Consider the following 24,164-nt stretch of genomic DNA (forward strand, 5'->3'; position numbering starts at 1 on the left):
CGCCCTCCAGCCTCAGCGGCGTCGGCCCGACCGAGGCACCGCTCCGAACGTGGGCAGAGCGGCTGAGCCGTACTCGGTGCCCCGAGAGGTCGGGGACGATACCGGTGTTCGGGGCAGAGCCGTGCTCCGAGATTGCGCCGCACGAGCTTGCGCGCTCGGTGCCGGCCGCGCCGCGAGCCGTTCGACGCGCCAGGTCAGGACTCGCGCGGGTCGGCGGGCATCGTCCAGGGCGCGCTGGTCGGCTGCCTGCTGGAGGAGCTGTTTCGGGTCGTGGCCGGCCTTCTCGGCGTGAGCGAGTACGGCTGCGAGCGCGTCGAAGTTCGAGTCCTCCAGGACCTGTTCCGCGTGATCGGGCACTGTCTGCCGGATGAGGACGATGTGCCGCTCCACCATCTGTTGGGGTGGCCGGCGCTGGGCGAGAACGGTCAGCGGCGCGACGGCCGTCTGTTCGTAGGCGGCCTGGAGGTGGACCAGGGCCTGGTGTGCTGCGGCCACTTGCTGGTCGTGGTGACGTCGCTGGTGCCAGCGGGCGGCGGCGATGACGACGAGGATCGCCGCGTCGAGGAACATCGCCAGCAGCGCGCCGTCCTTGGGCGCGGGCTCGCGGACCATGGCTCGCACGGCGCCGCGCATCGCGCGGGCGTGCTGGTGCTCAGCCTGGACGCGGGAGCGGGTGGCACGCTCGAACGCCTGTGCCGCTTGCTGGAGTTGAAGCCCGACGGCCTGGGGCGCGAGCAGCGGCAGGACGTCGAGGGCCTCGCCGAAGGCAGCCAGGTGAGCCTGAGCGGCCGAGCCGTCCGCCTCCTCAAGGCGTCGGGGGATGCGTTCCGCGGCGGCGGTTGCCTGGTGCCACGGATGCACCCTGCGCGGACCTCGCTGGGGTTCGGTGGCGTCGAGGCGCTTGCGGATCTTGGGGAGGGACAGGTCCGGGGCGAGTTCGGAGCCTGAATACCAGATCGGCTCCTGCTTGCCGTTGACGTCGCCCTGGAGAGCGACGGTGTATCCGCGTACGTCTCCCGAGGGGAAGTGCTTGACGTCGACGAGGATGCCGTCGGTGTGCTCCAGCAGACGGATGAACTCTTCGGTGCTGGTGGCGGCGGCCACGGCGGTACGGATCGTGGTGCGCAGGTGTTCGCGGGCGGTGCGGGCCTGGCCGGCGCGCTTGGCCTTCTCCTGCTCGGCGCGGGTGGGCCGTTTCGCGGCGGTCCGGTCCCCGCGTATGACTTGGAAGAGGCCGTATTCCTTCTCGATAGCGGCGAGTTCGCGGTCGGCAGTGAGGTAGTCGTTCCAGTGGCGGGCGGTGCGCAGGTCCGCGCGGACCTTGGTGGCGGCGATGTGGATGTGGTCGGGTGCGTGTCGTACGGCGACCCAGCGGCAGCCGTCCGGATCACCGTCCGGCGCGATGCCGGTGGCAGTCACGACGCGGCGGGCGACGTCGCCCCACTCCTCGTCGCTGAGGTGACGGTCGGTCTTGGCAGCACGGACTGAGCAGTGCCACACGTGCTGCTCGGGGGCGCGGCCGAGGCGCTCGGCCTGCTTCACGTGCAAGTCGAGGTCGGCGACGAGGCGCCTCTTGGCTGCGTCGAAGTCGTCGGCGCGGCCCGGGTCGGGGGCGAAGCCGTCCCAAGAGGCGACCAGGTGCGGGTCGGTGTGGCCCTTCTTGCGGGTGTTGTACAGGTAGCGGATCAAGTTGGCGGTCTCCTTGCCGCCCGTGATCTTCGCGATCATCGGGCCGCCTTGTGGCTGACGGCCCGGTTCGCGGCTGCCGCGATGTGGCGCACGGCCGTGCTGACGGCATCCAAGGTTTGGTCGGTCTGGGCCAGCAGGGCACTGTCCCCAGGGTGTGGGTGGCCGCCGGAGTTGAGTTTCTTGGCGATCTGATTGACGTTGTGGCCGATCGCGGCGACCTCGCGGCGCAAGGCGTTGAGTTCGTCGATGTAGTCGTCAAGCTGGGTGCGCTGGCCGGGCACGGTGAGATCACCTTCCACGTGAGCCAGGGTGACGGCGGCCACGTAATGGGCGCCGCTGAGGGTCAGTGACGTGGCCTTGGTGCGGATGGCGTCCCTTTCCTCGACGCTGTAGCGGGCATCGACCCGCTCCTTGCGCCGGCCGTTCGGGTCGGGCTTGCGGCGCTGGGCGACGCGGTGCAGGGCGGCGACTTCGGCGGCACGTGGCAGCGGCACGGAAGCAGCGGCGGGATTGGCGACGTCGGCGGGCTGTTCCTCCTCGGGCACCCCCTGGTGCCCGAGTGCCTCCGCCACCCCCGGGGCGGAGGCTTCCCCGTGAGGCCGGCCTGTGGACGGTCCAGCGGGATACCTTGCTGCGCTGTTTTCGCTCGTGATGCTGGTGGTCATCTGCTGGTCTGGGGTGGGGAGTTCGCGGGGTTCGTGGTGCATGGGCTGGTGCTCCGGTGGGGGTGTGGGGCCTGAGGGTGTGGACTCCAGGCCATCCCCGCGTCTGTGGTCACGGGGATGCCCGGAAGGGCTCGGGACAGTTCGTCCGAAGGAGTCAGGCGGCGTCTGCGGCGGCTGGGCTGAGCTCGGGCTGAGGCTCGCTGGTTTTGTCGAGTTCGGTCTGGACGATGCCCTTCAGCAGGTCCGCTTCCTTCCGGCCGATGGTGAGGTCACGGTCGCGGAAGGTGGCTTCGATGTGGCGGCGGGAGGCGCGGCCCTGTCGTCCGAGTGGGGCCGTGCGTGCGATGGAGAGCCTCTCGGCGGAGACCTCATCGGCCATGAGCTCCTCCGACGCACCCGCCCCCTGCTGCCCATCAGCCACTGCGGCCGCGCCCGGAGCCACATCAGCCACGTCCTGGCGGCGCACGACGATGTAGAGGTGTACGGCTCCTGCCAGGGCGAGCGGGGCGATGGCGGACAGGCCGCCGACGGTGATGTCGTCGAGGCGTAGGCCATCGCCGTGGCGAGCTTGCTGGTTGAGGCGTATGGCGTGCAGGGCGTTGGCCCAGATGCTGGTCGCGGTCGCGGCGCCGACGAGCAGCCATACATACGCACGAGAGCCTGTCGGGGCAGTCCGCAGCATGAGTAGGGCACCGACGCCGATGGCGATGAACCCGTCGATGACGAGGGGAAAGGCGTAGGTGAGCAGGCCGCGGATGTGGATGGCGACGGCCATCTGACGCAGAGCGTCGTAGGAGAGAGCGAAGGCGAACCCGGCGAGCAGGGCGATGCCGGCGCGGATCGCACCGGTGCCACGGAGGGCGGCGATCCAGGAGTTCATACGAGAGAACAAGTGGGGGTACTCCAGGTGGGCTTGGGGGCGGCGGCCTCGGCGCAAGGGAGGGCAGGGCGTGGCCGCCGTGAGGTGCTGGGACTCGTACCACTCGTCGCGTGCCTGGTCAGCACAGGTACGAGTGACGTGGTGATGTCGAGACGACTCGTTGCGGGCTGTTCACTCGTCCCCGCGCTGACCTGCGCGGGGACGAGTGATGCGAGTGGAGTCGGGTCAGGCTGCAGGGCCGGGCAGCGGCGCTTCCGCAGGCTGGGCGGGCTCGTCAGCCGACTTCGGCTCGGGGCAGTAGCGCGCCCACGTGTCGAGGAATTGGTTGCGCGCGAAGCCCTTGGCCTGAGTGCCGTCAGGGAAGCGGCGGTTGGCCGAGCCAATCCCGTACGGCTTCAGGAGCAGCTGCAGGCCGCGCGGGGTCAGGCCGTTGGCGCCGTACTCCGCCCACGGTGCTTCCTTGTCCGCGTTGAGGGACTCCAGCAGGTGCTTCGTGCCCAGCACGGCCGGGTCCCCGACGGCGGCGAAGGCACGGCGGATGCCGACCAGGAGGCGGGTGCGCAGACCGCCCTCCTCGTCTTGGCCGGCCTCGTAGTCGGTCATGGTGCGGCAGGCGGTGCGGGCCAGCATCGGCCAGTCGCCTCCGGAGAGGTCGGCGATGATGACCAGCGGTTCCCAGGTGTCTGCCGCGCGGTCCTCGACCGGCATGGGCGGCTCCATCTCCATCGCCCTCTCGTGCAGCGGCTGGAGCCAGGCGTGGAGGCGGTCGCGGATCGCGTTCAGGGCTGGGGTGTCACGGCCGGTGCGGAAAGATGCCACCTTCTCGCCTGCCGCGCGGCGGCGCATCCGGATGACCACGGCCCGGTCCATGATCGTGCCAGGCAGGTCGCCGATCCCGGCGAGAGCGGCCATGGCGAAGGTAGGGAACTCCTGCACCTGGTGCTCGGGCCCGGACACCCGCAGCGTCGGTCGGCCACGCTGGTGCCCGGCGTTGATCAGGCCGCGGACCTCTTCGTTTTTCTCGGCGGCCTTGCTGGTGCTGAACATGGTGTCGGCCTCGTCGACCAGCAGGGTCGGCGAGTCGTCGCCGTCGATCGACCGGAAGATCGCCGCCGCGCTGGCGTTGACCGTGATCAGGCGCTTGTGCACGGTCTCGGTCACCACGTCCAGCAGCCTGGATTTACCGCACCGCTTCTCCGGAGCGACTATCGCCAGTCGCGGGGCGTGCTGCCATGCGCGCTGCAGATGTGTCGCCGCGATCCACAGCGCCACCGCGGTGACGGCTTCCTCGCTCGGCATCGCCACGTACCGCTTGATCTGCGCCCGAAGGTCGTTCAGGATCTGCGCTCCCTCGGTCAGGGGTGCAGCTGCCGGAGCATCGTCGGGGCCCTCGTCGGCAGGAGGCACGGCTGAGTCGGCCGGTTGGCCGGGTACAGCAACCGGAGGCCACGATGTGCTGGCGTCGGCGGGAAAGGATGGCGTATTCGGCTGGGCATCGGTCATACTGGGCATCAGCTCCTCTGCTTGCGGGCCATATGGGACGGCAATCCCGGTCTCCGCAGGTTGATCGCTAGGGATGGCGGTTGAGAGGTTTGCGCTTGGGCCCCCGGCATCGCCGGGGGCTTCTTTCATGTGACGTGCGGGCGTGCGGACTCCTGAGGTCGGTGGGGTGGGATGCCACCACTATGCCACAGGAATTGCAGATCGCAGAAGTGCTTTGCGTCTCGCAGTAGCGATGCTACTGTTTAGGCTGTGCTGCAAACCGCAGTGCATCGCTACGAACGGAAGGGGGTGCCGGTGGCGGAGGAGGAACCGTCCGAGGGCGTCCTGCTCAGCGGTGAGGCGAACGTCGCGACTCGCATCAGGGTGGAGCGCGAGGCGCGCGGCTGGAGCACCAACGCCCTGTCCGACCGGCTCAACGAGGCCGGCTTCGAGATGAACCCGTCCGCGGTCTGGCGGATCGAAAACGGAAAGCGCCGCATCAACCTCGACGACGCCATCGGCTTCGCCGAGGTCCTCGGTATCGACCTGCGCAATCTCGTCGGGCCACCGCAGCTGGCGGCCAAGGCCCGCGCCATGGAGCTCATCGACGAGGTCGTGGACGCGTTCCGCGCGACCCAGAGAGCCAACATGGCCTTCTCGGAGGCGCGCGACTCACTCGACGCCTACCTCGTCGAGCACTCCGACATCCGCGAAGAAGCCGACCTCATGGTCCAGAGCGCCATCGCGGACGAGGCCAACAAGACCATGCTGAAGATGCATGGCCCTCCGCCTGGTGACGGCGACGCCCACCCCATCGACGAGGCATAGCCGCCGAGGAACCCGCCCGACCTGGACCCGCAAACCTCCAGGCCGGGCGGCTCACCCACATCCCTAGCGATCGACTGGCGGGTCAGCGTTGCCGCGCACACGCCCGCCACAACCTGAAGAGGACTCGCTCCTTGCGTCAACCCGCAATACCCTCTGCCTCCGTTCCGACTCCGGGCGCCGAGGTCGCCCTGCCGCGCCTCTACGTCCCCGAGGACGTCGCCGCCGTACTCGGCTGCTCCGCCTGGTGGGTCAAGGACCGAGCCCGCCGTCGTCTCATCCCGTTCACCCGCGTCGGCCGCGCGTACCGCTTCACTGGCGAACACCTCGCGGAGATCATCCGCATGAACGAGGACCGCCCTGCCCTGCCGCAGCAACGAGCAGCGAACGAGGCTCCGGCTGCCAAGTCCCCTGCTCCGCAACATCCCTCGTCACCCGCCGCTCCCACGGCTCGTCTCCGCGCCCGGCCACCACGCCGAGCACGCCAGAGCCAGTACGGGACCGCGGCCTAGCACAACGACGAAGAAGGGGAGGGATACATGGGTTTCGGCGAGAAACGCGGAAACTACTGGCGCGGCCGCTACAAGATCGCGCCCGGCAAGCACCTCACCGTCGTCGGCGAGGACGGAAAGCCGATCAAGTTCGCCAACAAGGGAGAGGCCCAGCGCGCCGCGAGCGAAGCCGAGAACAAGTACCGGCGAGGCGAATGGCGCGACCCGGCGCTTGGCCAGGAAACCTTCGGCGAGTACGCCAGTCGCTGGTACGCCACCCAGGACCTGGCCGCCTCGACGATGCAGAACTACAAGCGCCACATCGAGGAGCATCTGCTCCCCGACTTCGAGGACAAGGCGCTCGCGGGCATCCTGCGCACGGACGTCGAGCTCTGGGAGAAGAAGGAGCGGGCCACGTACGCGGCTTCGAGCGTCAAGACCTGGCGCTCCACGCTCCACCTGATCTTCGAGGACGCGATCGACGAGGGCCTGCTCACGTCCAACCCGGCCATCCGGCGACGCGGACGCGGCAAGCGCGCAGGCCGCTCCCGCGACCGAGGCCCGGAAAAGGTCATCACCGACGCACTCGGCATCCTGCTCACCGCCGAGCGGGCGGCCCTGCTCTCCGGCCGCGACGACGAGTTCGTCGCCACGGTCCTCAAGGGCTACACCGGCAAACGCTGGGGCGAAATCGTCGGCCTGGAAACGGAGTTCGTACGCCCCGACGCTTTCCGTGTCGAGTGGCAGCTGTACGAACTCGATACCGGCGAGATGGTGCGCTGCCCGCCCAAGGACGACAGCTACCGCACCATCGACTCGATGGACTGGCTGTCCGCCCTGGTCGCCAACCACATCGCCCGTACGAAGCCGACCCCCTGCCCCTGCCACGCCAGGACGTACGTCTTCCGAGGTCAGGGCGCGGCGCGGATCGGCGGCCACCAGGGCGCGAAACTCGTCGACGTCGCACGCCGCGCCGAGGTCTCCACCGGGACGGTGTCCAACGTCCTCAACCACCCCGACCGCGTACGAGAGGACACCCACGCACGCGTCGAACTCGCCATCACGGAGCTCGGGTTCGTACGCGGCGGCACCACGTCCGAGTACGCGGCCCACTGGCGTCGAAACGGCTTCGCCACGTGGCTTTTCACCCCGGCGGTCTCCGGCTGGTACCCAAAGAAGGCGCCACAGGAGGCCCGTCCGGTACCGATCCTCGTTGAGCCCTGGCCCGGCATCCCGGCCCGAGGCCGAGGAGCAGCTGCTAGGGCGGACGCCTGCTGGCTCCCGATCGCCAAGGGCCTCACGCCGCACGGCCTGCGCCACACTCACCGCACGATGATGGAGGACCTCGGCACCGAGAAGGTCCTCATGGATGAGCGCATGGGTCATATCGATGGCTCGGTCTCGGCGCGCTACGCCCACGTCACCCGCGGGATGCGCCAGCGGCTCATGGCCGGCCTGACCGAGCAGTGGGATGCGGCGCTCGACGCCCGGCTCGCGATGTCTCCGACGTCACCGGTGCGCGTACTCAATGACCTACTGCGCGCACGCGCCACGGCCCTCAAGTAGCGGCTCCCTGGGAGCCGAATCTCAAGGTCGGCTCCCAAATGGCTCCCAAGTTGGCCCCCTGACGCAAATCAGGCCCGGTACTGATCTCTCAGTACCGGGCCTGACCTGGTGTTTCTCTGTCGGGGTGGCGGGATTTGAACCCACGACCTCTTCGTCCCGAACGAAGCGCGCTGCCAAGCTGCGCCACACCCCGATGTCGCTGCTGTGGGTGACCACGTCGCGGCGACATCGATTACTTTAGCGGACCGTCGCTCGTAGACGAAATCCGGTTTTGGCGGGGCCCCAGGCCGGGGCGGATGTGGCCCCGGCCGAGCCAGTCCCGCGAGGGCGTCCTCAGTCCCGCCGGCCCCGCCGGCCCCGCCGCAGCGTCCTCACTCGTGCCAGTCCCGTCGCGGTGTGAGCGTGAGCAGTGTCGCCTCCGGGGGGCAGGCGAAGCGGACCGGGGTGTAGCGGTTCGTGCCGCAGCCTGCCGAGACGTGCAGGTACGAGTCGTGGCCGCCGGCCGTGTGCCGGGAGAGGCCCTTGACGCGGTCCGTGTCCAGGTCGCAGTTGGTGACCAGGGCGCCGTAGAAGGGGATGCACAGCTGGCCGCCGTGGGTGTGCCCGCCGAGGATCAGCGGGTAGCCGTCGGCCGTGAAGGCGTCCAGGGAGCGGATGTACGGGGCGTGCACCACGCCGATGGAGAAGTCGGCGCTCGACTCCGGGCCGCCGGCCACGCGGGCGTACCGGTCGCGCTTGATGTGCGGGTCGTCCACGCCGGTGAGGCCGATCTCGTACCCGTCGATCTTGAGCGTGCCCCTGGTGTTGGTGAGGCCGACCCAGCCCGCCGCGTCGAAGGCGTCGCGGAGGTCCTCCCACGGGTTGTGGACGACGCCGACCGCGGGAGCGTTGCCGTTCAGGCCGTGCCGCCCCTGCAGCTTCTCGATCAAGTACCGGGCGGGGTTGCGGAGTTTGGGGCCGTAGTAGTCGTTGGAGCCGAAGACGTACGCGCCGGGGAACTCCATCAGCGGGCCGAGCGCGTCCAGGGCCTCGGGGACACCCTCCGGGTCGGAGAGGTTGTCGCCGGTGTTGATGACGAAGTCGGGGCGCAGGCCCGCGAGGGACTGGAGCCAGCGCTGCTTCTTGCGCTGCCCGCTCACCATGTGGATGTCGGAGACCTGAAGCACCCGCAGCGGGCGCATCCCCTCCGGAAGCACCGGCACGGTGACCCGTCGGAGCCGGAAGGAGCGGGCCTCGAACCCGGCCGCGTACACCACACCCGCGGCTGTGGCCGCGGTGATTCCCAGAGGTACTCCGTATCGCGCGCGCATACGCCCATCGTTGCAGAAGCGCCGCCGAAGTCGTACCGCCGGGAAATCGGCGGGCGCCACCGGCCGCGCACCTGCGACACTTGGGCCATGACCACGCTCAAGTCCAAGCTGCAGGAAGACCTCACCGCGGCCATCAGGGAGCGCGACGAGCTGCGCTCCTCCACGCTCCGGCTGACCCTGTCCGCCATCACGAAGGAGGAGGTCTCGGGCAAGTCCGCCCGCGAGCTCTCCGACGACGAGGTGCAAAAGGTGATCACCCGCGAGGCGAAGAAGCGCCGCGAGGCGGCGGAGGCCTTCGCCAACGGCGGGCGTGCCGAGCAGGCCGAGCGCGAGCAGGCCGAGGGCGAGGTGCTCGCGGCCTACCTGCCGAAGCAGCTGAGTGACGAGGAGCTGCAGGAGATCGTCGCGCAGGCCGTGGAGGAGGCGAGGGCCGCCGGTGCCGAGGGGCCGCGCGCGATGGGCCAGGTCATGAAGATCGTGAACCCGAAGGTCGCGGGCCAGGCCGAGGGCGGCCGCGTCGCCGCGGTGGTCAAGCAACTCCTCGCGGGCTGATCCACACCGGCGGAACGGCGGGTACGGCAGTGCGTCGGTAAGGCGGTCCGTACCAGCCCCGTACGGGATACCAGCCCCGTACGGGAAAGAGGGTGCCCCCTGGCTCAGGGGGCACCCTCTCTCACATCAGCCGCCGACGGGGCTCACCGCGGCTGCGGCCAGCGGCCGCCGCCTCCGCCGCCGTTGCCGCCTCCGCCGCCGTTGCCGCCTCCGCCGAGGACGTCCGGCGGGATCCTGAAGTCCGGCCACGGGTTGCCTCCGCCGGGCTTGTTCGGCTTGCCCGGCTTCTGGTCGTCGTCCTCGTGCTCGTCCTCGTCCCGGTCGCCCTTGGGCTTGTCCTTGGGGAGGTCGACGAGGTTGAAGTCCGGCGCGACCTTGCCTTCGAGGGCGCCCGACATCGCCGCCTTCCAGATGGGGCCGGGGACTTCACCGCCGTAGACCTTGTCGTAGTACCTGCCGCCGATGCTGATGTCGGTCATCTGCCGCTTGTGCTGCGGGTCGCCGACCCAGACCGCGCCGGCCATGTTCGGCGTGTAGCCCACGAACCAGGCCGCGTAACGGAAGTCGGTGGTTCCGGTCTTGCCCGCGCTGGGGCGGCTGCCGAGTCCGGCCTGCTTGCCGGTGCCGTCCTCGACCACGCCCTTGAGGAGGGTGTTGACGGTGTCGGCGGTCTTCGGCGACATGGCCCGGTTGCACTTGGTCTTCGGCACCGGCATGGACTTGCCGTCGGCGTCGGTGACCGCCTCGATCGCCACGGGTGTGCAGTACGTGCCCCGGCTGGCGAACGTCGCGTACGCGGCCGCCATCGTGAGCGGCGACATCTCCTGCGTGCCGAGCGCGATCGACGGCGCCTGCGCCATCTGCTGCCCGTCGGCCCGGTTGACGCCCATCTTCTCGGCCATCGAGGTCACCGGGCAGATCCCGATGTCGCTGATCAGCTCCACGAAGTAGGTGTTGACCGACTTGGCGGTCGCCTCCGGCATCCCGTAGGGGCCGACCTCTTCCTCGTTCTCGTTGCTGAGCTTCTCGTTCTGCGTGTTCGTCCACTGCCCGGAGCAGGTGTTCACCGGACTCGGGTACGGCATCTCGTACGGCGAACCGTACTTCTGCGCCGGTGTCTTGCCCTGCTCGATGGCGGCAGCGGCGACGATCGGCTTGAACGTCGACCCCGGCTGGTAGCCCGCGCCGCCGCCCATCCGCTTGTCCACGGAGAGGTTGATCGATGTCTGGTTCGGTCCGTAGCCGTACGGGCGTGACTGGCCCATGCCGAGGACCTTGCCGGTGCCGGGCTCGACGATGGAGACCGCGGTCGCCACCTGGTCGTCCTGGCGGACGTTGTCCTTTATGGCCGTCTGCACCGACTCCTGGGCCTGCGGGTCGAGTGTCGTCCTGATCTTCAGGCCGCCCTTGTCCCAGATCTTCACCCGGTCCTCGCGGGTGTCGCCGAAGGCCGGGTCGTTCAGGAAGGCGTTGCGGACGTAGTCGCAGAAGAAGCCGGCGCCGCGCGTGGCCGTGATGCAGCCTTCCCGGGGGCGGCTGACCTGGAGGCCGAGCGGCTTCTTCTTCGCGGCGTCGGCCTCTTCCTGCGTGATGTCGCGGGTGGCGGCCATGCGCTGCAGTACGACATTGCGCCGCTTCCTGGCCTCCTCCGAGTCGTTGACCGGGTCGTACCGGCTCGGGGACTGGACGATGCCGGCGAGCAGCGCGGCCTCCTCCAGCTCCAACTCCTTCGCGGACTTGGAGAAGTAGCGCTGGGACGCGGCCTCGACGCCGTACGCCTGCTGCCCGAAGAACGTGATGTTGAGGTAGTTCTCCAGGATCTTCTTCTTGCCCAGCTCCTGCTCGACCTGGATGGCGAACTTCAGCTCACGGATCTTGCGGCCGAGGGTCTGCTGGGTGGCCTGGGCGACCTTCGTCGGGTCGTTGCCCGCCTCCTCGACGAAGACGTTCTTCACGTACTGCTGCGTGAGCGTGGACGCGCCCTGCGAGACGGTGCCCGACTGCGCGTTCTCGTTGAGGGCGCGCAGGATGCCCTTCATGTCGACCGCGCCGTGCTCGTAGAACCGGGAGTCCTCGATCGCGACGATCGCCTTCTGCATGTACGGCGAGATGTCCTTGAGGTCCACCAGGGTGCGGTCGCGCGAGAAGACCGTGGCGATCGTGCCGCCCTCGCTGTCCAGGATCGTCGTGCGCTGACTGAGCGGCGGACGCTTCAAGTTGGCCGGGATCTCGTCGAACTCCTCGACCGACCCCTTGGCCGCCAGACCGAGCGCGCCTGCCGCGGGCAGGGCGATACCGGCGAGCACAGCTCCCGCGAGGGCGCTGACGCCGAGGAACTTGGCCGCCTGCTGAGTCGGGGACAGGCCTCCGCCCGAGCGCTTGTTTCCCATGGGGGCAGCCTAATCCGTGGTCAAGGGTGTTCCGACGGAGCGGGTGCTCCTCGGGATGTTCGGGCCACGGCGCATGACACGTACGGCTACAGCGGCTTCACGCACCGGCGTTACACAACAAAGCGCCCGTGCGAAAGCCCTAGTGAGAGGCCTACGTTCCGAATCGCCGGACAGGCGTAACGCCTTGGCCTAAGCTGGTTCTCACTGTCACAGCAGTGCGGTGCCGCATCAAGTGCTCATGCGCGACCACATGCAGAACTTGAGCGGAACCCGACCTGGCTGTTCGGCCCCTTCGCCGTCCCCGAATCCGGCGGAGCGGTGCCCGAATCCGCCGCATGCGTCACCTGGTGTCCGCTGTGACTCAACTGAACTGTCCTGGTTTGCCCGGGATAGTCGCGCATGTCTTCGGCTCACTCCGTCGGGTGATCTGCCGCTTACGCATAGTCCGTTCGGGCCATTCAAGATTGGGCCCGAAGGGGGTGTTGCGCTGTGCCCGCCTTCCGTAACGTCCTCAACTGGCGGCGGTGAATATGCCGCTGCCGCCGTGGGGGAGCCTCGATTCGGGAGAGGACGGCGCCGGTATGGGCTGGGTAACCGACTGGAGTGCGCAGGCGGCCTGCCGCACTACCGATCCGGATGAACTGTTCGTTCAAGGAGCAGCGCAGAACCGGGCCAAGGCGGTGTGCACCGGATGCCCGGTGCGCACGGAGTGCCTGGCCGATGCGCTGGACAATCGCGTCGAATTCGGCGTGTGGGGTGGAATGACGGAGCGGGAGCGCCGCGCACTGTTGCGCAGGCGTCCCACGGTGACCTCCTGGCGCCGGCTCCTTGAGACCGCGCGTACGGAATACGAGCGCAGCGCGGGAATCCTCCCCGTGGACGTCGAAGAGCTCGAAGAGCTCGAAGAGGTCCACGAGCAGGAGCACTACGAGACGTACGCCGCCGTGGGATAACCGGGCCGGGGGAAGGCCTGGGCCCCGGCTCAGGCGGCCCCGGCCGGGCGGTCGCCGGATGCCAGGCGATCGCCGATGTCACGCAGGCCGGCGAGGTCATGGACGTCGCCGGGCAGAGCGGCCACTTCGGTCACCGGGACTTCCGGGTGCAGCGCGGTGAAGCGATCGCGCGTGCGCTGCTCACGAGCGAGCAGCTGCATGCGTTCCGCGTGCAACCGCAGGAGCCCGGCGGCGAGTTGCTGGGCCTCGGACGGCTGCGTGGAGTTCAGGGGGTCCGTGGAATCCGTGGAATCCGTGGGATCCGTCGTAGGGGTCGAGGGAGCCCTGGAGGAGCTCGAAGGAGCCGTGGGAGAGCTCGAAGGAGCTGTGGAAGGGCTCGAAGGAGCCGTTGAGGAGCTCGAAGTGGCCGTGGATTCGGGGGAGTTACGCAGTTCTTCCTTCCCGTCCTCCTGATCCACAATGCGAGGCTCGTCAAGATTTTCCGCAGCGGCGAGCGCCCGCTCGGCCGACAGCCGGGCGGCGCCGCTGCCGTGCACACGGTTCAGCACCAGCCCCGCCAGCGGCATCTCCTCCGCGGCGAGCCGCTCTACGAAGTACGCGGCCTCCCGCAGCGCGTCCCGCTCCGGCGCCGCCACCACGAGAAACGCCGTGCCCGGAGCCTGCAACAGGCGGTACGTGGCGTCCGCGCGCGTGCGGAACCCGCCGAACATCGTGTCCATCGCGGCCACGAACGTCTGCACGTCCCGCAGGAACTGACCGCCGAGCAGCTTGCCGAGCGTGCCCGTCATCACGGACATGCCGACGTTCAGGAACTTCATCCCGGCCCGCCCGCCGACCTTCGCCGGAGCCATCAGCACGCGGATGAACTTCCCGTCGAGGAACGAGCCCAGGTTCTTCGGCGCGTCCAGGAAGTCCAGCGCCGAACGCGACGGCGGAGTGTCGACGACGATCAGGTCCCACTCGTCCCGGGCCCGCAGCTGGCCCAGCTTCTCCATCGCCATGTACTCCTGCGTGCCCGCGAAGCCCGCCGAAAGCGACTGGTAGAAGGGGTTGCTGAGGATGGCCTCGGCCCGCTCCGGGTCCGCGTGCGCCTCGACGATCTCGTCGAAGGTGCGCTTCATGTCCAGCATCATGGCGTGCAGCTCGCCGGCGCCGTCTCCGTCGAGGTCCTTCACCCGCCGAGGCGTGTTGTCCAGCGAGTCGATGCCCATGGACTGGGCCAGCCTGCGCGCCGGGTCGATGGTGAGCACCACGACCTTCCGGCCGCGCTCCGCCGCCCGCAGGCCGAGGGCCGCCGCCGTCGTGGTCTTGCCGACGCCGCCCGCGCCGCAGCACACGATGATCCGGGTCGTGGGGTCGTCGATCAGCGGATCGACATCGAGCACCGGTACCGGATCCAACGTCATGCGACCCCCTGCTTGCGCAAGTCCGTGGCCAGGCGGTAGAGCCCGGCCAGATCGATGCCCTCGGTGAGCAGCTCCAACTCGTGCACGGGCAGGTCCAGTTCGGTGAGCAGCCCGCGCTGCCCCCGCTCCAGGGCGACCCGCTCCTCGTACTCCGCGGCCTGCGCGAGCAGCGGATCGACCAGCTGCTCCGCGTGCCCGCCCTTGCGCGCCCCGCCGAGCCCGGCGCTCGACAGCGCCTTCGCCAGATCCGTACGACGCACATCCGTCCGGACCGGAACGTCGACCACCGAGGGGCGCACCATGTTGACCAGGATCCGGCCCACCGGAAGCCCCGCGGCCCGCAGTTCGGCGAAGCCGTCGACGGTCTCCTGGACCGGCATCTCCTCAAGGAGCGTCACCAGGTGCACCGCCGTCTCGGGGGACTTGAGGACCCGCATCACGGCCTGTGCCTGATTGTGTATCGGGCCGATCTTGGCGAGGCCCGCCACCTCGTCGTTGACGTTCAGGAAGCGCGTGATGCGGCCCGTCGGGGGCGCGTCCATCACCACGTAGTCGTAGATGTACCGCCCCTTCTTGTCCTTGCGGCGGACCGCCTCGCAGGCCTTGCCGGTCAGCAGGACGTCCCGTACGCCCGGGGCTATGGTCGTCGCGAAGTCGACCGCGCCGAGCTTCTTCAGGGCGCGGCCCGCGCTGCCCAGGCGGTAGAACATCTGGAGGTAGTCGAGCAGGGCCAGCTCGGCGTCGATGGCGAGGGCGAACACCTCGCCGCCGCCCGGCGCTACCGCCATCTTCCGCTCCTCGTACGGGAGCGCCTCCGCCTCGAAGAGCTGCGCGATGCCCTGCCTGCCCTCGACCTCCACCAGGAGAGTCCGCTTGCCCTCGGTAGCGAGCGCGAGCGCGAGAGCGGCGGCCACCGTGGTCTTACCGGTACCGCCCTTGCCACTGACGACCTGGAGCCTGCTCACGTGATCGAGCCTAATTCCTCGACCCGCGCGGCGGAGGCTTCGGGGCGGATCGCCGCCGCGTTCGGGCAGTGAGGTCCGTTACGCCGCCTACGCGGTGCCCGCCCGCGCGGGGCTGTCGGAGGCAGGCATTACAGTCGGCCGTATGACCAAGTGGGAATACGCGACCGTGCCCCTCCTCGTGCACGCGACGAAGCAGATTCTGGACACCTGGGGCGAGGACGGCTGGGAGCTCGTCCAGGTCGTCCCCGGCCCCAACAACCCCGAGCAGCTGGTGGCCTACCTGAAGCGGGAGAAGCAGGCATGAGCGGCGCCGTCGAAGCCAAGCTCGCCGAGCTGGGCATGACCCTCCCGGAGGTCGTCCCTCCGCTCGCCGCGTACCAGCCGGCGGTCCAGTCCGGGGTGTACGTGTACACGGCCGGGCAGCTGCCCATGGTGGAGGGCAAGCTTCCGCAGGTCGGCAAGGTCGGCGGCGAAGTCACCCCCGAGGACGCCAAGGCGCTGGCCCGCACCTGCGCGCTGAACGCCCTCGCGGCCGTCAAGTCGGTCGCCGGTGACCTGGACCGGATCAAGCGGGTCGTGAAGGTCGTCGGCTTCGTCGCCTCGGCCACCGACTTCACCGGCCAGCCCGCCGTGCTCAACGGCGCGAGCGAGCTGCTCGGCGAGGTCCTCGGCGACAAGGGCGTGCACGCGCGCAGCGCGGTCGGCGTCGCGGTCCTGCCGCTCGACGCGCCGGTCGAGGTCGAGCTCCAGGTCGAGCTGGAGGACTGACCGCCGCCGCAGAGCAGGTCGAGGGGCGGTCGTGATCCACGTCCGCCCCTCGAACATCCGCGCCACAGCGGATAGCCTCCGGCCATGGCGAATGGGCAGTGGTATCCCCCCGAGTGGCCGGACCGTATTCGCGCACTCGCGGACGGCACCCTGACGCCGGTGCAGCCGCGCAGGGCGGCCACGGTCATGCTCCTCAAGGACATCGAGGGCGCCGAGGACACCGAGGGCGCCACCGGCGGCATCGCCGTCCACATGCTGCGCAGACGCGCCTCCATGGCTTTCGCCGGAGGCGCGTACGCGTATCCGGGCGGCGGCGTCGACCCGCGCGACCACGAACGGCTTGTCGCCTGGGCGGGGCCGAGCCGCGCCGACTGGGCCGCCCGGCTCGACGTCACCGAGACGGAGGCCCAGGCGATCGTCTGCGCCGCCGTGCGGGAGACGTACGAGGAGGCGGGCGTGCTGCTCGCAGGCCCCACGGAGGGGTCCGTGGTGTCCGACACCACGGGCGCCGACTGGGAGGCCGACCGGGAGGCGCTCGTGCGCCGCGACCTCTCCTTCGCCGCGTTCCTCGACCACCGCGGCCTGGTCCTGCGCAGCGACCTGCTCGGCGCCTGGACCCGCTGGATCACCCCCGAGTTCGAACCCCGTCGCTACGACACCTGGTTCTTCGTCGCCGCGCTCCCCGAGGGCCAGCGCACCCGGAACGTCTCGACGGAGGCCGACCGCACCGTGTGGATCGCCCCCGCCGACGCCACCGCCGGATACGACCGCGGCGAGCTCCTGATGATGCCGCCGACCATCGCGACGCTCCGCCAGCTCGGCGCGTACGACCAGGCAGGCGCCGCGCTCGCCGCCGCGTCCGGCCGCGACCTGACCCCCGTACTGGCCCAGGCCCGCCTGGAGAACGGCGAGTTGGTGCTCGCCTGGCCCGGCCACGACGAGTTCACCCAGCACCTCCCGGCCGCGCACGGCGGCCCGAACGCCCAGGGACCCTCCGCATGACCGAAGCCGCCGCCCTTCCCGGCCAGCCGCGCGGCGGGGTGCTCTCCGGCCCCGCCACCGCCCGCACGATCAACGTCCTCGCCCCGAACCCCTCGGCGATGACCCTCGACGGCACCAACACCTGGATCGTCGCCGAACCGGACTCCGACCTCGCCGTCGTGATCGACCCGGGTCCGCTCGACGACGACCATCTGCGCCAGGTCATCGGCGTCGCCGAGCAGGCGGGCAAACGGGTCGCCCTCACGCTCCTGACGCACGGTCACCCCGACCACGCGGAGGGCGCGTCCCGCTTCGCGCACCTCACCCGTACGAAGGTCAGGGCCCTTGACCCGGCCCTGCGCCTCGGCGACGAGGGCCTCGGCGCGGGCGACGTCGTCAGGACCGGCGGCCTGGAGCTGCGCGTCGTACCGACCCCGGGCCACACCGAGGACTCGCTGAGCTTCCATCTCCCCGCCGACCAGGCGGTGTTGACGGGCGACACGATCCTGGGACGCGGTACGACGGTGGTGGCGCACCCCGACGGCCGCCTCGGCGACTACCTCGACTCGCTGCGCCGGCTGCGCTCCCTGACGGTGGACGACGGCGTGCACACGGTGCTGCCGGGCCACGGTCCGGTCCTGGAGGACGCGCAGGGCGCCGTCGACTTCTACCTCGCGCACCGCGCCCACCGCCTGGCCCAGGTCGAGACGGCCGTGGAGAACGGCTACCGCACCCCGTCGGAGGTGGTCGCCCACGTCTACGCGGACGTCGACCGCTCCCTGTGGCCCGCGGCAGAACTCTCCGTACGGGCACAGCTGGAGTACCTACGGGAGCACGGGCTGATCTGAGGCCGGTCTGGAGGGCGCGCTTGAGGGGGTCCTGACAGGGGCGCGGGGAACTGCGCGAAAGCCCGGCCGCGACGGCGGGTCAGTCGAACGAGGCCTTGATCAGGGGCGCGGGGAACTGCGCGAAAGGCCCGGCCGCGATGGCGGGTCAGTCGAACGAGGGCTTGATCAGGGGCGCGGGGAACTGCGCGAGAGCCCGGCGACGATGGCGGGTCAGTCGAACGAGGGCTTGATCAGGGGCGCGGGGAACTGCGCGAAAGGCCCGGCCACGACGCAGCGTCAGACGAACGAGAACGGGGCCCCACCGGCAACCGGACCGGTGGAACCCCGCAACCTTCGAGCAAGCAACCCCGCGGCTAGCGAGACCGCTTGGCCAACCGCTCCACGTCGAGCAGAATCACCGCACGAGCCTCAAGCCGCAGCCAGCCGCGCCCGGCGAAGTCCGCGAGGGCCTTGTTGACCGTCTCGCGGGAGGCGCCGACGAGCTGGGCCAGCTCTTCCTGCGTGAGGTCGTGCACCACGTGGATGCCCTCCTCGGACTGCACGCCGAAGCGGCGCGACAGGTCGAGCAGCGCGCGGGCCACACGGCCGGGCACGTCCGAGAAGACCAGGTCGGACATCTGGTCGTTGGTCTTGCGCAGGCGCCGGGCGACGGCGCGCAGCAGCGCCGAGGCGACCTCGGGGCGTGCGTTCAGCCAGGGCTGGAGGTCGCCGTGGCCGAGGCCGAGGAGCTTGACCTCGGTGAGGGCTGATGCGGTGGCGGTGCGCGGGCCCGGGTCGAACAGCGACAGCTCGCCGATCAGCTCGCCGGGGCCGAGGACGGCGAGCATGTTCTCGCGCCCGTCGGGTGAGGTGCGGTGCAGCTTCACCTTGCCCTCGGTGACCACGTACAGGCGGTCACCGGGGTCGCCCTCGTGGAACAGCGCTTCGCTGCGTGCGAGGGTCACCTCACTCATGGAGGCGCGCAGCTCCGCCGCCTGCTCGTCATCGAGCGCCGCGAAGAGCGGGGCGCGCCGCAGAACGTCGTCCACGAGTTCTCTCCTATGTCGACCTGCTCAGGGGACCGTGGTCCCCATGATGCCGGACGGTCCAAACAGTGTGATCAGTCACAAGTTTGCCGTACCGGCATGGCGTCCTGTGCGACAGGGGGCCCAATCGGGGTCTGTTCACCGGGGTCAGCGGCGGATGTCAGTGCCTGGCTTTACTCTGGCCGAGTGTCCATTGGGCCGGTGAGAGGGCAGGACAAGGGGGCTGGGACGGTGGCGGAGCGCAGCGATTCCGCTGTGGGCGAACAGCCTTCAGGGAGCGCGAAGAAAGCGGCAAATCGGACAGATGGGGAGGGTGTGGAGAGAGTGTCAGAAGCGCCCATGAAGTCGACGCCATCGCCCAGGAAGGCGACAGCCAAGAAGGCGACGGCGAGCAAGCAAGCGGCGGGCAAGAAGCCGAAGCCCTCAACTGCCAAGAAGGCGACGGCCGCGAAGAAGGCCACGCCCGCGAAGAAGGCCACGCCCGCGAAGAAGGCGACAGCCGCGAAGAAGGCCAAGCCCGCCACGCCCGCCACGCCCGCCAAGTCGGCCAAGCCCGCCACGCCAGCCAAGCCCGCCCTGAAGATCCCTCAGCCCGAGTCCCGCCTCTCCCTCGTCCGCCGCGCCCGCCGCATCAACCGCGAGCTCGCCGAGGTCTATCCGTACGCCCACCCGGAGCTGGACTTCGAGAACCCGTTCGAGCTCCTCGTGGCCACGGTGCTCTCCGCGCAGACCACCGACCTGAGGGTGAACCAGACGACGCCGCGCCTCTTCGCCGCCTACCCGACCCCCGAGGACCTGGCGGCGGCCAACCCGGAGGAGGTTGAGGAGCTGATCCGGCCCACCGGCTTCTTCCGCGCCAAGACCAAGTCGATCATGGGCCTCGCGGCCGCCCTGCGGGACCGGCACGGCGGCGAGGTGCCCGGCCGCCTGGAGGACCTCGTCAAGCTCCCGGGCGTCGGCCGCAAGACGGCGAACGTCGTCCTGGGCAACGCCTTCGGCGTCCCCGGCATCACCGTCGACACCCACTTCGGCCGTCTCGTGCGCCGCTGGAAGTGGACCGACTCCGAGGACCCGGAGAAGATCGAGGCGCTGATCTGCGACATCTTCCCGAAGAGCGACTGGACCATGCTGTCGCACCGGATCATCTTCCACGGCCGCCGCATCTGCCACGCCCGCAAGCCCGCCTGCGGAGCCTGCCCCATAGCCCACCTCTGCCCGGCGTACGGAGAGGGCGAGACGGACCCCGAGAAGGCCCGCAAGCTCCTGAAGTACGAGAAGGGCGGCCTGCCGGGCCAGCGCCTGAAGCCCCCGCCGGACTACCCGGGCGAGGCCGCGCCCCCGCTGGCGGCCGGATGAGCCGTCCTCGCCCGGAGGGGAAAGCGGAGGAGATACGGCGCCGAGCGCCCCGGCCGCGGAACGAACGGGGCGCTCCACGACGTTGTGCAGCCATGGACGGACGGGGGTGCCCATGACGCGTGGGCCACATGCAAGCAAGACGTACGAGACCGCGCTGACGGTGACCGCCGACGGCCTGCCCGAGTGGCTGGAGCCGGTGGCGCACGCCGCCGCCACGGTGCGCCCGACCGAGCTGAGCCGCTTCCTGCCGCCCGAGAACGGCGAGGGCAGGCAGTCCGCCGTGCTGATCCTGTTCGGCGCCGGCACCCCCGAGACGGGGCCCGAGCTGCTGCTGATGGAGCGGTCCAGCGCGCTGCGCTCGCACGCCGGCCAGCCGTCCTTCCCCGGCGGCTCCCTCGACCCGGAGGACGGCGACCCGCAGACCACCGGCCCGCTGCGCGCCGCGCTGCGCGAGGCGGAGGAGGAGACCGGCCTCGACCCGTCCGGCGTGCAGATCTTCGGCGTGCTCCCGAAGCTGTACATCCCGGTGAGCGGATTCGTCGTCACCCCCGTACTCGCCTGGTGGCGGCGGCCGAGCCCGGTCGGCGTCGTCGATCCGGCCGAGACCGCGCGCGTCTTCACGGTCCCGGTGGCCCATCTCACGGACCCGGAGAACCGTGTGACGGCCGTGCACCCGCGGGGACACAAGGGGCCGGCGTTCCTCGTGGGATCCGCTCTGGTCTGGGGTTTCACGGCCGGAATCATCGACCGGCTCATGCATTTCGCCGGCTGGGAGAGACCCTGGGACCGCTCCAACGAGGTCCCTCTCGACTGGCACGCATGACAGGCTTGGCCCCCGTGCCGCGCGGGCGGACCCACTGCGGGACGGACCACAGCGGGCGCACGCGAACCAGGGCACGGAACGGGGACGGACAGATGCGAGGCGAGGACTGAATCGGTGAACGTGCTGGACATACTGCTGCTCGTCGCCGCCGTGTGGTTCGCCATCGTCGGGTACCGCCAGGGCTTCGTCGTCGGCATCCTCTCGGTGATCGGCTTCCTCGGCGGCGGTCTCGTCGCCGTGTACGTACTGCCGGTGATCTGGGACGCCCTCACCGACGAGCAGGAAGTGGGCACGACGGCCGCGGTCGTCGCCGTCGTCGTGGTGATCGTCTGCGCCTCCGTCGGCCAGGCCTTCACGACGCATCTGGGCAACAAGCTCCGCAGATACATCACCTGGTCCCCGGCCCGCGCCCTGGACGCCACCGGCGGCGCCCTCGTCAACGTCGTGGCGATGCTCCTCGTCGCCTGGCTGATCGGCTCCGCCCTGGCCGGTACGACACTGCCCACGCTCGGCAAGGAGGTGCGCAACTCCAAGGTGCTGCAGGGCGTCTCCGCGGCGCTGCCCAGCCAGGCCAGCACCTGGTTCGCGGACTTCTCCTCCGTCCTCGCGCAGAACGGCTTCCCGCAGGTCTTCAGCCCGTTCTCCAACGAGCCGATCACCGAGGTCCGGCCGCCCGACCCGAAGCTGCGCAACAGCCCCGTCGCGGAGCGCGCCAAGGACTCCATCGTCAAGGTGATGGGCACGGCCACGAGCTGCAACAAGGTCCTGGAAGGCACCGGCTTCGTCTTCGACCAGCGCCGCGTGATGACCAACGCGCACGTGGTCGGCGGGGTCGACGAGCCCACGGTCCAGATCGGCGGCGAGGGCAGGCGGTACGACGCGACGGTCGTGCTCTACGACTGGGAGCGCGACATCGCCGTACTGGACGTGCCCGACCTGCGGGCCAGGCCGCTGGAGTTCACCGACGAGGACGCGACGAGCGGCGACGGCGCGATCGTCGCGGGCTTCCCGGAGAACGGCGCGTACGACGTCCGCTCCGCCCGCGTCCGCGGCCGCATCAACGCCAACGGCCCGGACATCTACCACCGCGACACCGTCCGCCGCGACGTCTACTCGCTGTACGCGACGGTCCGTCAGGGCAACTCCGGCGGCCCGCTGCTCACCCCGGACGGCAAGGTCTACGGCGTGGTCTTCGCCAAGTCCCTCGACGACCCCGAGACCGGGTACGCGCTGACCGCCGACGAGGTCCGTACGGACATCAGGCTCGGCCGCACGGCGAACCAGCAGGTCGACACGGAAGGCTGCGCCCTCTGAGGCGCTGAGCGGGTCGCCGCGGGCCGGCCGGACCGGTCAGTCGCGAGTGGTGTGCCGCAGCCGCGCCGAGACCCAGCGGGCCCTGCGGCGGAGGATGCGGGGAATCCCCATGCCCGCTTGCGCGGGGTGCTCGGGCCGGCCCGACGGGCCACCCCTCTGCTGAGAGCTCAGCGCTGCGGCCGAGCGGCGATTGCGTGCTGCGTCACTGTAGTCGTGCGTCCAGCCCATACCGGGACGTCTGCCCGTGGCTCATGGTCGGTAACCGCACCGGCCGCCCCCAATTGGCCTATGCGCCGGGCAAGTGGCCGTTCGAAGAACGGCAGTTCGCTTCCGCGGTGCGGTAGAGCGACCACCCCGAACGGCCGTCCGGCTCCCTACCGGTCCTGCTCCCTACCGGTCCGGCTCCGGGTCCTGCAGCCAGTTCACCAGCTCCGTGGAGAACGCGACAGGGTCCTCCTCGTGCGGAAAGTGCCCGAGCCCGTCGAACAGCCGCCAGCGGTAGGGCGCTTCGACGTACTCACCCGAGCCCGCCGCGCTGCGCGTACGCATCACCGGGTCGAGCGAGCCGTGCAGATGCAGCGTCGGCACCCGCACCGGCCGCTTCATCCGCCGGTTGAACTGGATCCCGTCGGGCCGCGCGAGCGAGCGCACCATCCAGCGGTACGGCTCGATCGAGCAGTGCGCCGTCGACGGAATGCACATCGCCCGCCGGTACGTCTCCACCGCGTCGTCCTCCGGCAGCCGAGGCCCCGACCAGTCCCGCATCAGCCGGCCCACCAAGGCCCCGTCGTCCGCGACCAGTTGACGCTCCGGCAGCCACGGCCGCTGAAAGCCCCACACGTACGAACCGGCGGCGGTCTGCTTGACGTCGGAGAGCATCGCCGAGCGCCAGCGGCGCGGGTGCGGCATCGAGGAGACCGCGAGCCGGCGCACCAGCTTGGGCCGCATCACGGCCGCCGTCCACGCGAGATAGCCGCCGAGGTCATGGCCGACGAGCGCCGCGTCCGGCTCGCCGAGCGAGCGGACCACACCGGTGATGTCGAGTGCGAGGTTCGCCGGGTCGTAGCCGCGCGGGGTGCGGTCGCTGCCGCCCACCCCGCGCAGATCCATCGCGACGGCCCGGAAACCCGCGTCGGCCAGGGCCGTCAGCTGGTGCCGCCACGTCCACCAGAACTGCGGGAAGCCGTGCAGCAGCAGCACGAGTGGCCCGTCGCCGACCTCCGCGATGTGGAAACGCGCGCCGTTGGCCGCCACGTCCCGGTGGATCACCTCCCGGTCGCCGGGGATGTCGATCCGTACGACCGAGGGCGGAGGGGAGGATGCGGCAGGTGTGGCGGGTTCCGTCATGAGGACGAGCGTGCCACAGGCGTCGCGTCCGCAGCTTTGTCCATGCTCAGGCCACTGGTCGCAGCGGGGACGGGACGCGGATGCGGCTTGACGTTCTGCAGGACGGCAGCCGTCTCCTTGGCCGAAGCGACCGTCTTCTGCGGGCCCTTGCCCTTCTTCGCCTTCTTGAACATGACGAGCCCGATCAGCGCGAGCAGCGCCGCGACGAGCACATTGGCGGCGAAGGAGAGCAGGAAGCAGACGGACAGGTGCCAGCCGCTCCACGCCCGGATGCCGTACGCCAGGGCGAAGCTGAGCATCGGCAGCGAGAAGATCAGCACGGCCACGGCCGCGATGAACGCACCGCTGCCCATTCCGGCTCGCTTGACGTCCTGCCGCAGTTGAGCCTTGGCCAGGGCGATCTCGTCGTGCACCAGTGCGGACATCTCGGCGGTCGCCGAGGCGACCAGCTGCCCGAGGCTGCGGTCGGCGCCATCGGCTGCGCTCATCGCTGTCTCCCTCTGCTTTTCTCGACGGTGGCTGTCTGTA

24 protein-coding genes and 1 tRNA gene are annotated in these 24,164 nt (G+C 70.1%); 12 read left to right on the forward strand and 13 right to left on the reverse strand.

Features of this window, described 5'->3' with window-relative positions:
* Positions 1–12: 12 nt before the first annotated feature.
* The 4 genes from QIT00_RS17850 to QIT00_RS17865 all read right to left on the reverse strand — a co-directional run bounded on the left by QIT00_RS17850 (position 13) and on the right by QIT00_RS17865 (position 4,737).
* Positions 13–1,728: a relaxase/mobilization nuclease domain-containing protein gene (locus tag QIT00_RS17850; RefSeq protein WP_282536279.1), complete on the reverse strand. Its 1,716-nt coding sequence runs from the start codon at positions 1,726–1,728 to the stop codon at positions 13–15.
* Positions 1,725–2,234, reverse strand: a complete 510-nt coding sequence (locus tag QIT00_RS17855; RefSeq protein WP_408909793.1) for a MobC family plasmid mobilization relaxosome protein — start codon at positions 2,232–2,234, stop codon at positions 1,725–1,727. Before QIT00_RS17855 ends, QIT00_RS17850 begins: the two co-directional genes overlap by 4 nt.
* A 274-nt stretch (positions 2,235–2,508) precedes the next feature.
* A complete protein-coding gene (locus tag QIT00_RS17860; RefSeq protein ID WP_282536281.1) occupies positions 2,509–3,234 on the reverse strand; it encodes a DUF2637 domain-containing protein in 726 nt (241 codons plus the stop codon).
* Between the two features lie 225 nt (positions 3,235–3,459).
* On the reverse strand, positions 3,460–4,737 hold the full coding sequence (locus QIT00_RS17865) for a DUF3631 domain-containing protein (protein ID WP_282536282.1): 1,278 nt from the start codon (positions 4,735–4,737) through the stop codon (positions 3,460–3,462).
* A gap of 249 nt (positions 4,738–4,986) precedes the next feature.
* Between QIT00_RS17865 and QIT00_RS17870 the strand changes: the two genes are divergently transcribed.
* From QIT00_RS17870 to QIT00_RS17880, 3 genes are all read left to right on the forward strand, one after another.
* On the forward strand, positions 4,987–5,544 hold the full coding sequence (locus QIT00_RS17870; protein WP_282536283.1) for a helix-turn-helix domain-containing protein: 558 nt from the start codon (positions 4,987–4,989) through the stop codon (positions 5,542–5,544).
* Positions 5,545–5,675: 131 nt separating this feature from the next.
* Positions 5,676–6,053, forward strand: a complete 378-nt coding sequence (locus QIT00_RS17875) for a helix-turn-helix domain-containing protein (RefSeq protein WP_282536284.1) — start codon at positions 5,676–5,678, stop codon at positions 6,051–6,053.
* A gap of 27 nt (positions 6,054–6,080) precedes the next feature.
* Entirely contained in the window at positions 6,081–7,598 is a 1,518-nt protein-coding gene (locus QIT00_RS17880; protein ID WP_282536285.1) for a LacI family DNA-binding transcriptional regulator, read from the forward strand.
* Positions 7,599–7,717: 119 nt separating this feature from the next.
* Here QIT00_RS17880 and QIT00_RS17885 read toward each other — a convergent pair.
* Positions 7,718–7,791: transfer RNA gene (locus tag QIT00_RS17885), tRNA-Pro, on the reverse strand.
* A 178-nt stretch (positions 7,792–7,969) separates the two neighbouring features.
* Positions 7,970–8,908, reverse strand: coding sequence for a metallophosphoesterase (locus tag QIT00_RS17890; RefSeq protein ID WP_282536286.1), 939 nt, complete (start codon positions 8,906–8,908; stop codon positions 7,970–7,972).
* 87 nt (positions 8,909–8,995) lie between these two features.
* Here QIT00_RS17890 and QIT00_RS17895 point away from each other — a divergent pair, with 87 nt between their 5' ends.
* The gene (locus QIT00_RS17895; protein WP_282536287.1) at positions 8,996–9,460 is read left to right on the forward strand and encodes a GatB/YqeY domain-containing protein; all 465 of its coding nucleotides are present in this window, start codon (positions 8,996–8,998) and stop codon (positions 9,458–9,460) included.
* 143 nt (positions 9,461–9,603) lie between these two features.
* Here the strand turns inward: QIT00_RS17895 and QIT00_RS17900 are convergent, their stop codons facing one another.
* Positions 9,604–11,850 (reverse strand): transglycosylase domain-containing protein, encoded by a 2,247-nt coding sequence (locus QIT00_RS17900; RefSeq protein ID WP_282536288.1) that lies wholly within the window; start codon positions 11,848–11,850, stop codon positions 9,604–9,606.
* Positions 11,851–12,431: 581 nt separating this feature from the next.
* Here QIT00_RS17900 and QIT00_RS17905 point away from each other — a divergent pair.
* A complete protein-coding gene (locus QIT00_RS17905) occupies positions 12,432–12,803 on the forward strand; it encodes a WhiB family transcriptional regulator (RefSeq protein WP_282536337.1) in 372 nt (123 codons plus the stop codon).
* Positions 12,804–12,832: 29 nt separating this feature from the next.
* On the opposite strand, the gene QIT00_RS17910 is transcribed toward QIT00_RS17905, so the two are convergent.
* Both QIT00_RS17910 and QIT00_RS17915 read right to left on the reverse strand, forming a co-directional pair.
* Positions 12,833–14,209: an ArsA family ATPase gene (locus QIT00_RS17910; RefSeq protein WP_282536289.1), complete on the reverse strand. Its 1,377-nt coding sequence runs from the start codon at positions 14,207–14,209 to the stop codon at positions 12,833–12,835.
* Complete coding sequence (locus QIT00_RS17915; protein WP_282536290.1) at positions 14,206–15,174, reverse strand: ArsA-related P-loop ATPase; 969 nt, start codon at positions 15,172–15,174, stop codon at positions 14,206–14,208. Before QIT00_RS17915 ends, QIT00_RS17910 begins: the two co-directional genes overlap by 4 nt.
* 142 nt (positions 15,175–15,316) lie before the next feature.
* Here QIT00_RS17915 and QIT00_RS17920 point away from each other — a divergent pair, with 142 nt between their 5' ends.
* The 4 genes from QIT00_RS17920 (at position 15,317) to QIT00_RS17935 (ending at position 17,771) form a co-directional block, all read left to right on the forward strand.
* Positions 15,317–15,478, forward strand: a complete 162-nt coding sequence (locus tag QIT00_RS17920) for a DUF4177 domain-containing protein (protein ID WP_003975360.1) — start codon at positions 15,317–15,319, stop codon at positions 15,476–15,478.
* Positions 15,475–15,942 (forward strand): RidA family protein, encoded by a 468-nt coding sequence (locus tag QIT00_RS17925; RefSeq protein ID WP_282536291.1) that lies wholly within the window; start codon positions 15,475–15,477, stop codon positions 15,940–15,942. Before QIT00_RS17920 ends, QIT00_RS17925 begins: the two co-directional genes overlap by 4 nt.
* Positions 15,943–16,026: 84 nt before the next feature.
* Positions 16,027–16,944, forward strand: coding sequence for an NUDIX hydrolase (locus QIT00_RS17930; protein ID WP_282536292.1), 918 nt, complete (start codon positions 16,027–16,029; stop codon positions 16,942–16,944).
* Entirely contained in the window at positions 16,941–17,771 is an 831-nt protein-coding gene (locus tag QIT00_RS17935) for an MBL fold metallo-hydrolase (protein ID WP_282536293.1), read from the forward strand. The genes QIT00_RS17930 and QIT00_RS17935 overlap by 4 nt, the downstream gene beginning before the upstream one ends.
* A 353-nt stretch (positions 17,772–18,124) precedes the next feature.
* Here the strand turns inward: QIT00_RS17935 and QIT00_RS17940 are convergent, their stop codons facing one another.
* Positions 18,125–18,799, reverse strand: coding sequence for a Crp/Fnr family transcriptional regulator (locus QIT00_RS17940; protein ID WP_282516665.1), 675 nt, complete (start codon positions 18,797–18,799; stop codon positions 18,125–18,127).
* 336 nt (positions 18,800–19,135) lie between these two features.
* On the opposite strand from QIT00_RS17940, the gene nth reads away from it, so the two are divergent.
* From nth to QIT00_RS17955, 3 genes are all read left to right on the forward strand, one after another.
* Entirely contained in the window at positions 19,136–20,152 is a 1,017-nt protein-coding gene (gene nth / locus QIT00_RS17945; RefSeq protein ID WP_282536294.1) for an endonuclease III, read from the forward strand.
* A gap of 112 nt (positions 20,153–20,264) precedes the next feature.
* Positions 20,265–20,975, forward strand: a complete 711-nt coding sequence (locus QIT00_RS17950; RefSeq protein ID WP_282536295.1) for an NUDIX hydrolase — start codon at positions 20,265–20,267, stop codon at positions 20,973–20,975.
* A gap of 114 nt (positions 20,976–21,089) precedes the next feature.
* Positions 21,090–22,289, forward strand: a complete 1,200-nt coding sequence (locus tag QIT00_RS17955; RefSeq protein ID WP_282536296.1) for a MarP family serine protease — start codon at positions 21,090–21,092, stop codon at positions 22,287–22,289.
* 36 nt (positions 22,290–22,325) lie between these two features.
* Here QIT00_RS17955 and QIT00_RS17960 read toward each other — a convergent pair whose 3' ends face one another.
* The 3 genes from QIT00_RS17960 to QIT00_RS17970 form a co-directional block, all read right to left on the reverse strand.
* Positions 22,326–22,517 carry a hypothetical protein gene (locus QIT00_RS17960; RefSeq protein ID WP_282536297.1) on the reverse strand — a complete coding sequence of 64 codons (192 nt, stop codon included), beginning with the start codon at positions 22,515–22,517 and terminating at the stop codon, positions 22,326–22,328.
* A 162-nt stretch (positions 22,518–22,679) separates the two neighbouring features.
* Positions 22,680–23,636: an alpha/beta fold hydrolase gene (locus QIT00_RS17965; RefSeq protein WP_282536298.1), complete on the reverse strand. Its 957-nt coding sequence runs from the start codon at positions 23,634–23,636 to the stop codon at positions 22,680–22,682.
* Positions 23,633–24,124: a phage holin family protein gene (locus QIT00_RS17970; protein ID WP_282536299.1), complete on the reverse strand. Its 492-nt coding sequence runs from the start codon at positions 24,122–24,124 to the stop codon at positions 23,633–23,635. The genes QIT00_RS17965 and QIT00_RS17970 overlap by 4 nt, the downstream gene beginning before the upstream one ends.
* Positions 24,125–24,164: the final 40 nt, after the last annotated feature.

This window comes from Streptomyces luteolus (assembly GCF_029968015.1).
GTDB classification, from domain to species: domain Bacteria; phylum Actinomycetota; class Actinomycetes; order Streptomycetales; family Streptomycetaceae; genus Streptomyces; species Streptomyces luteolus.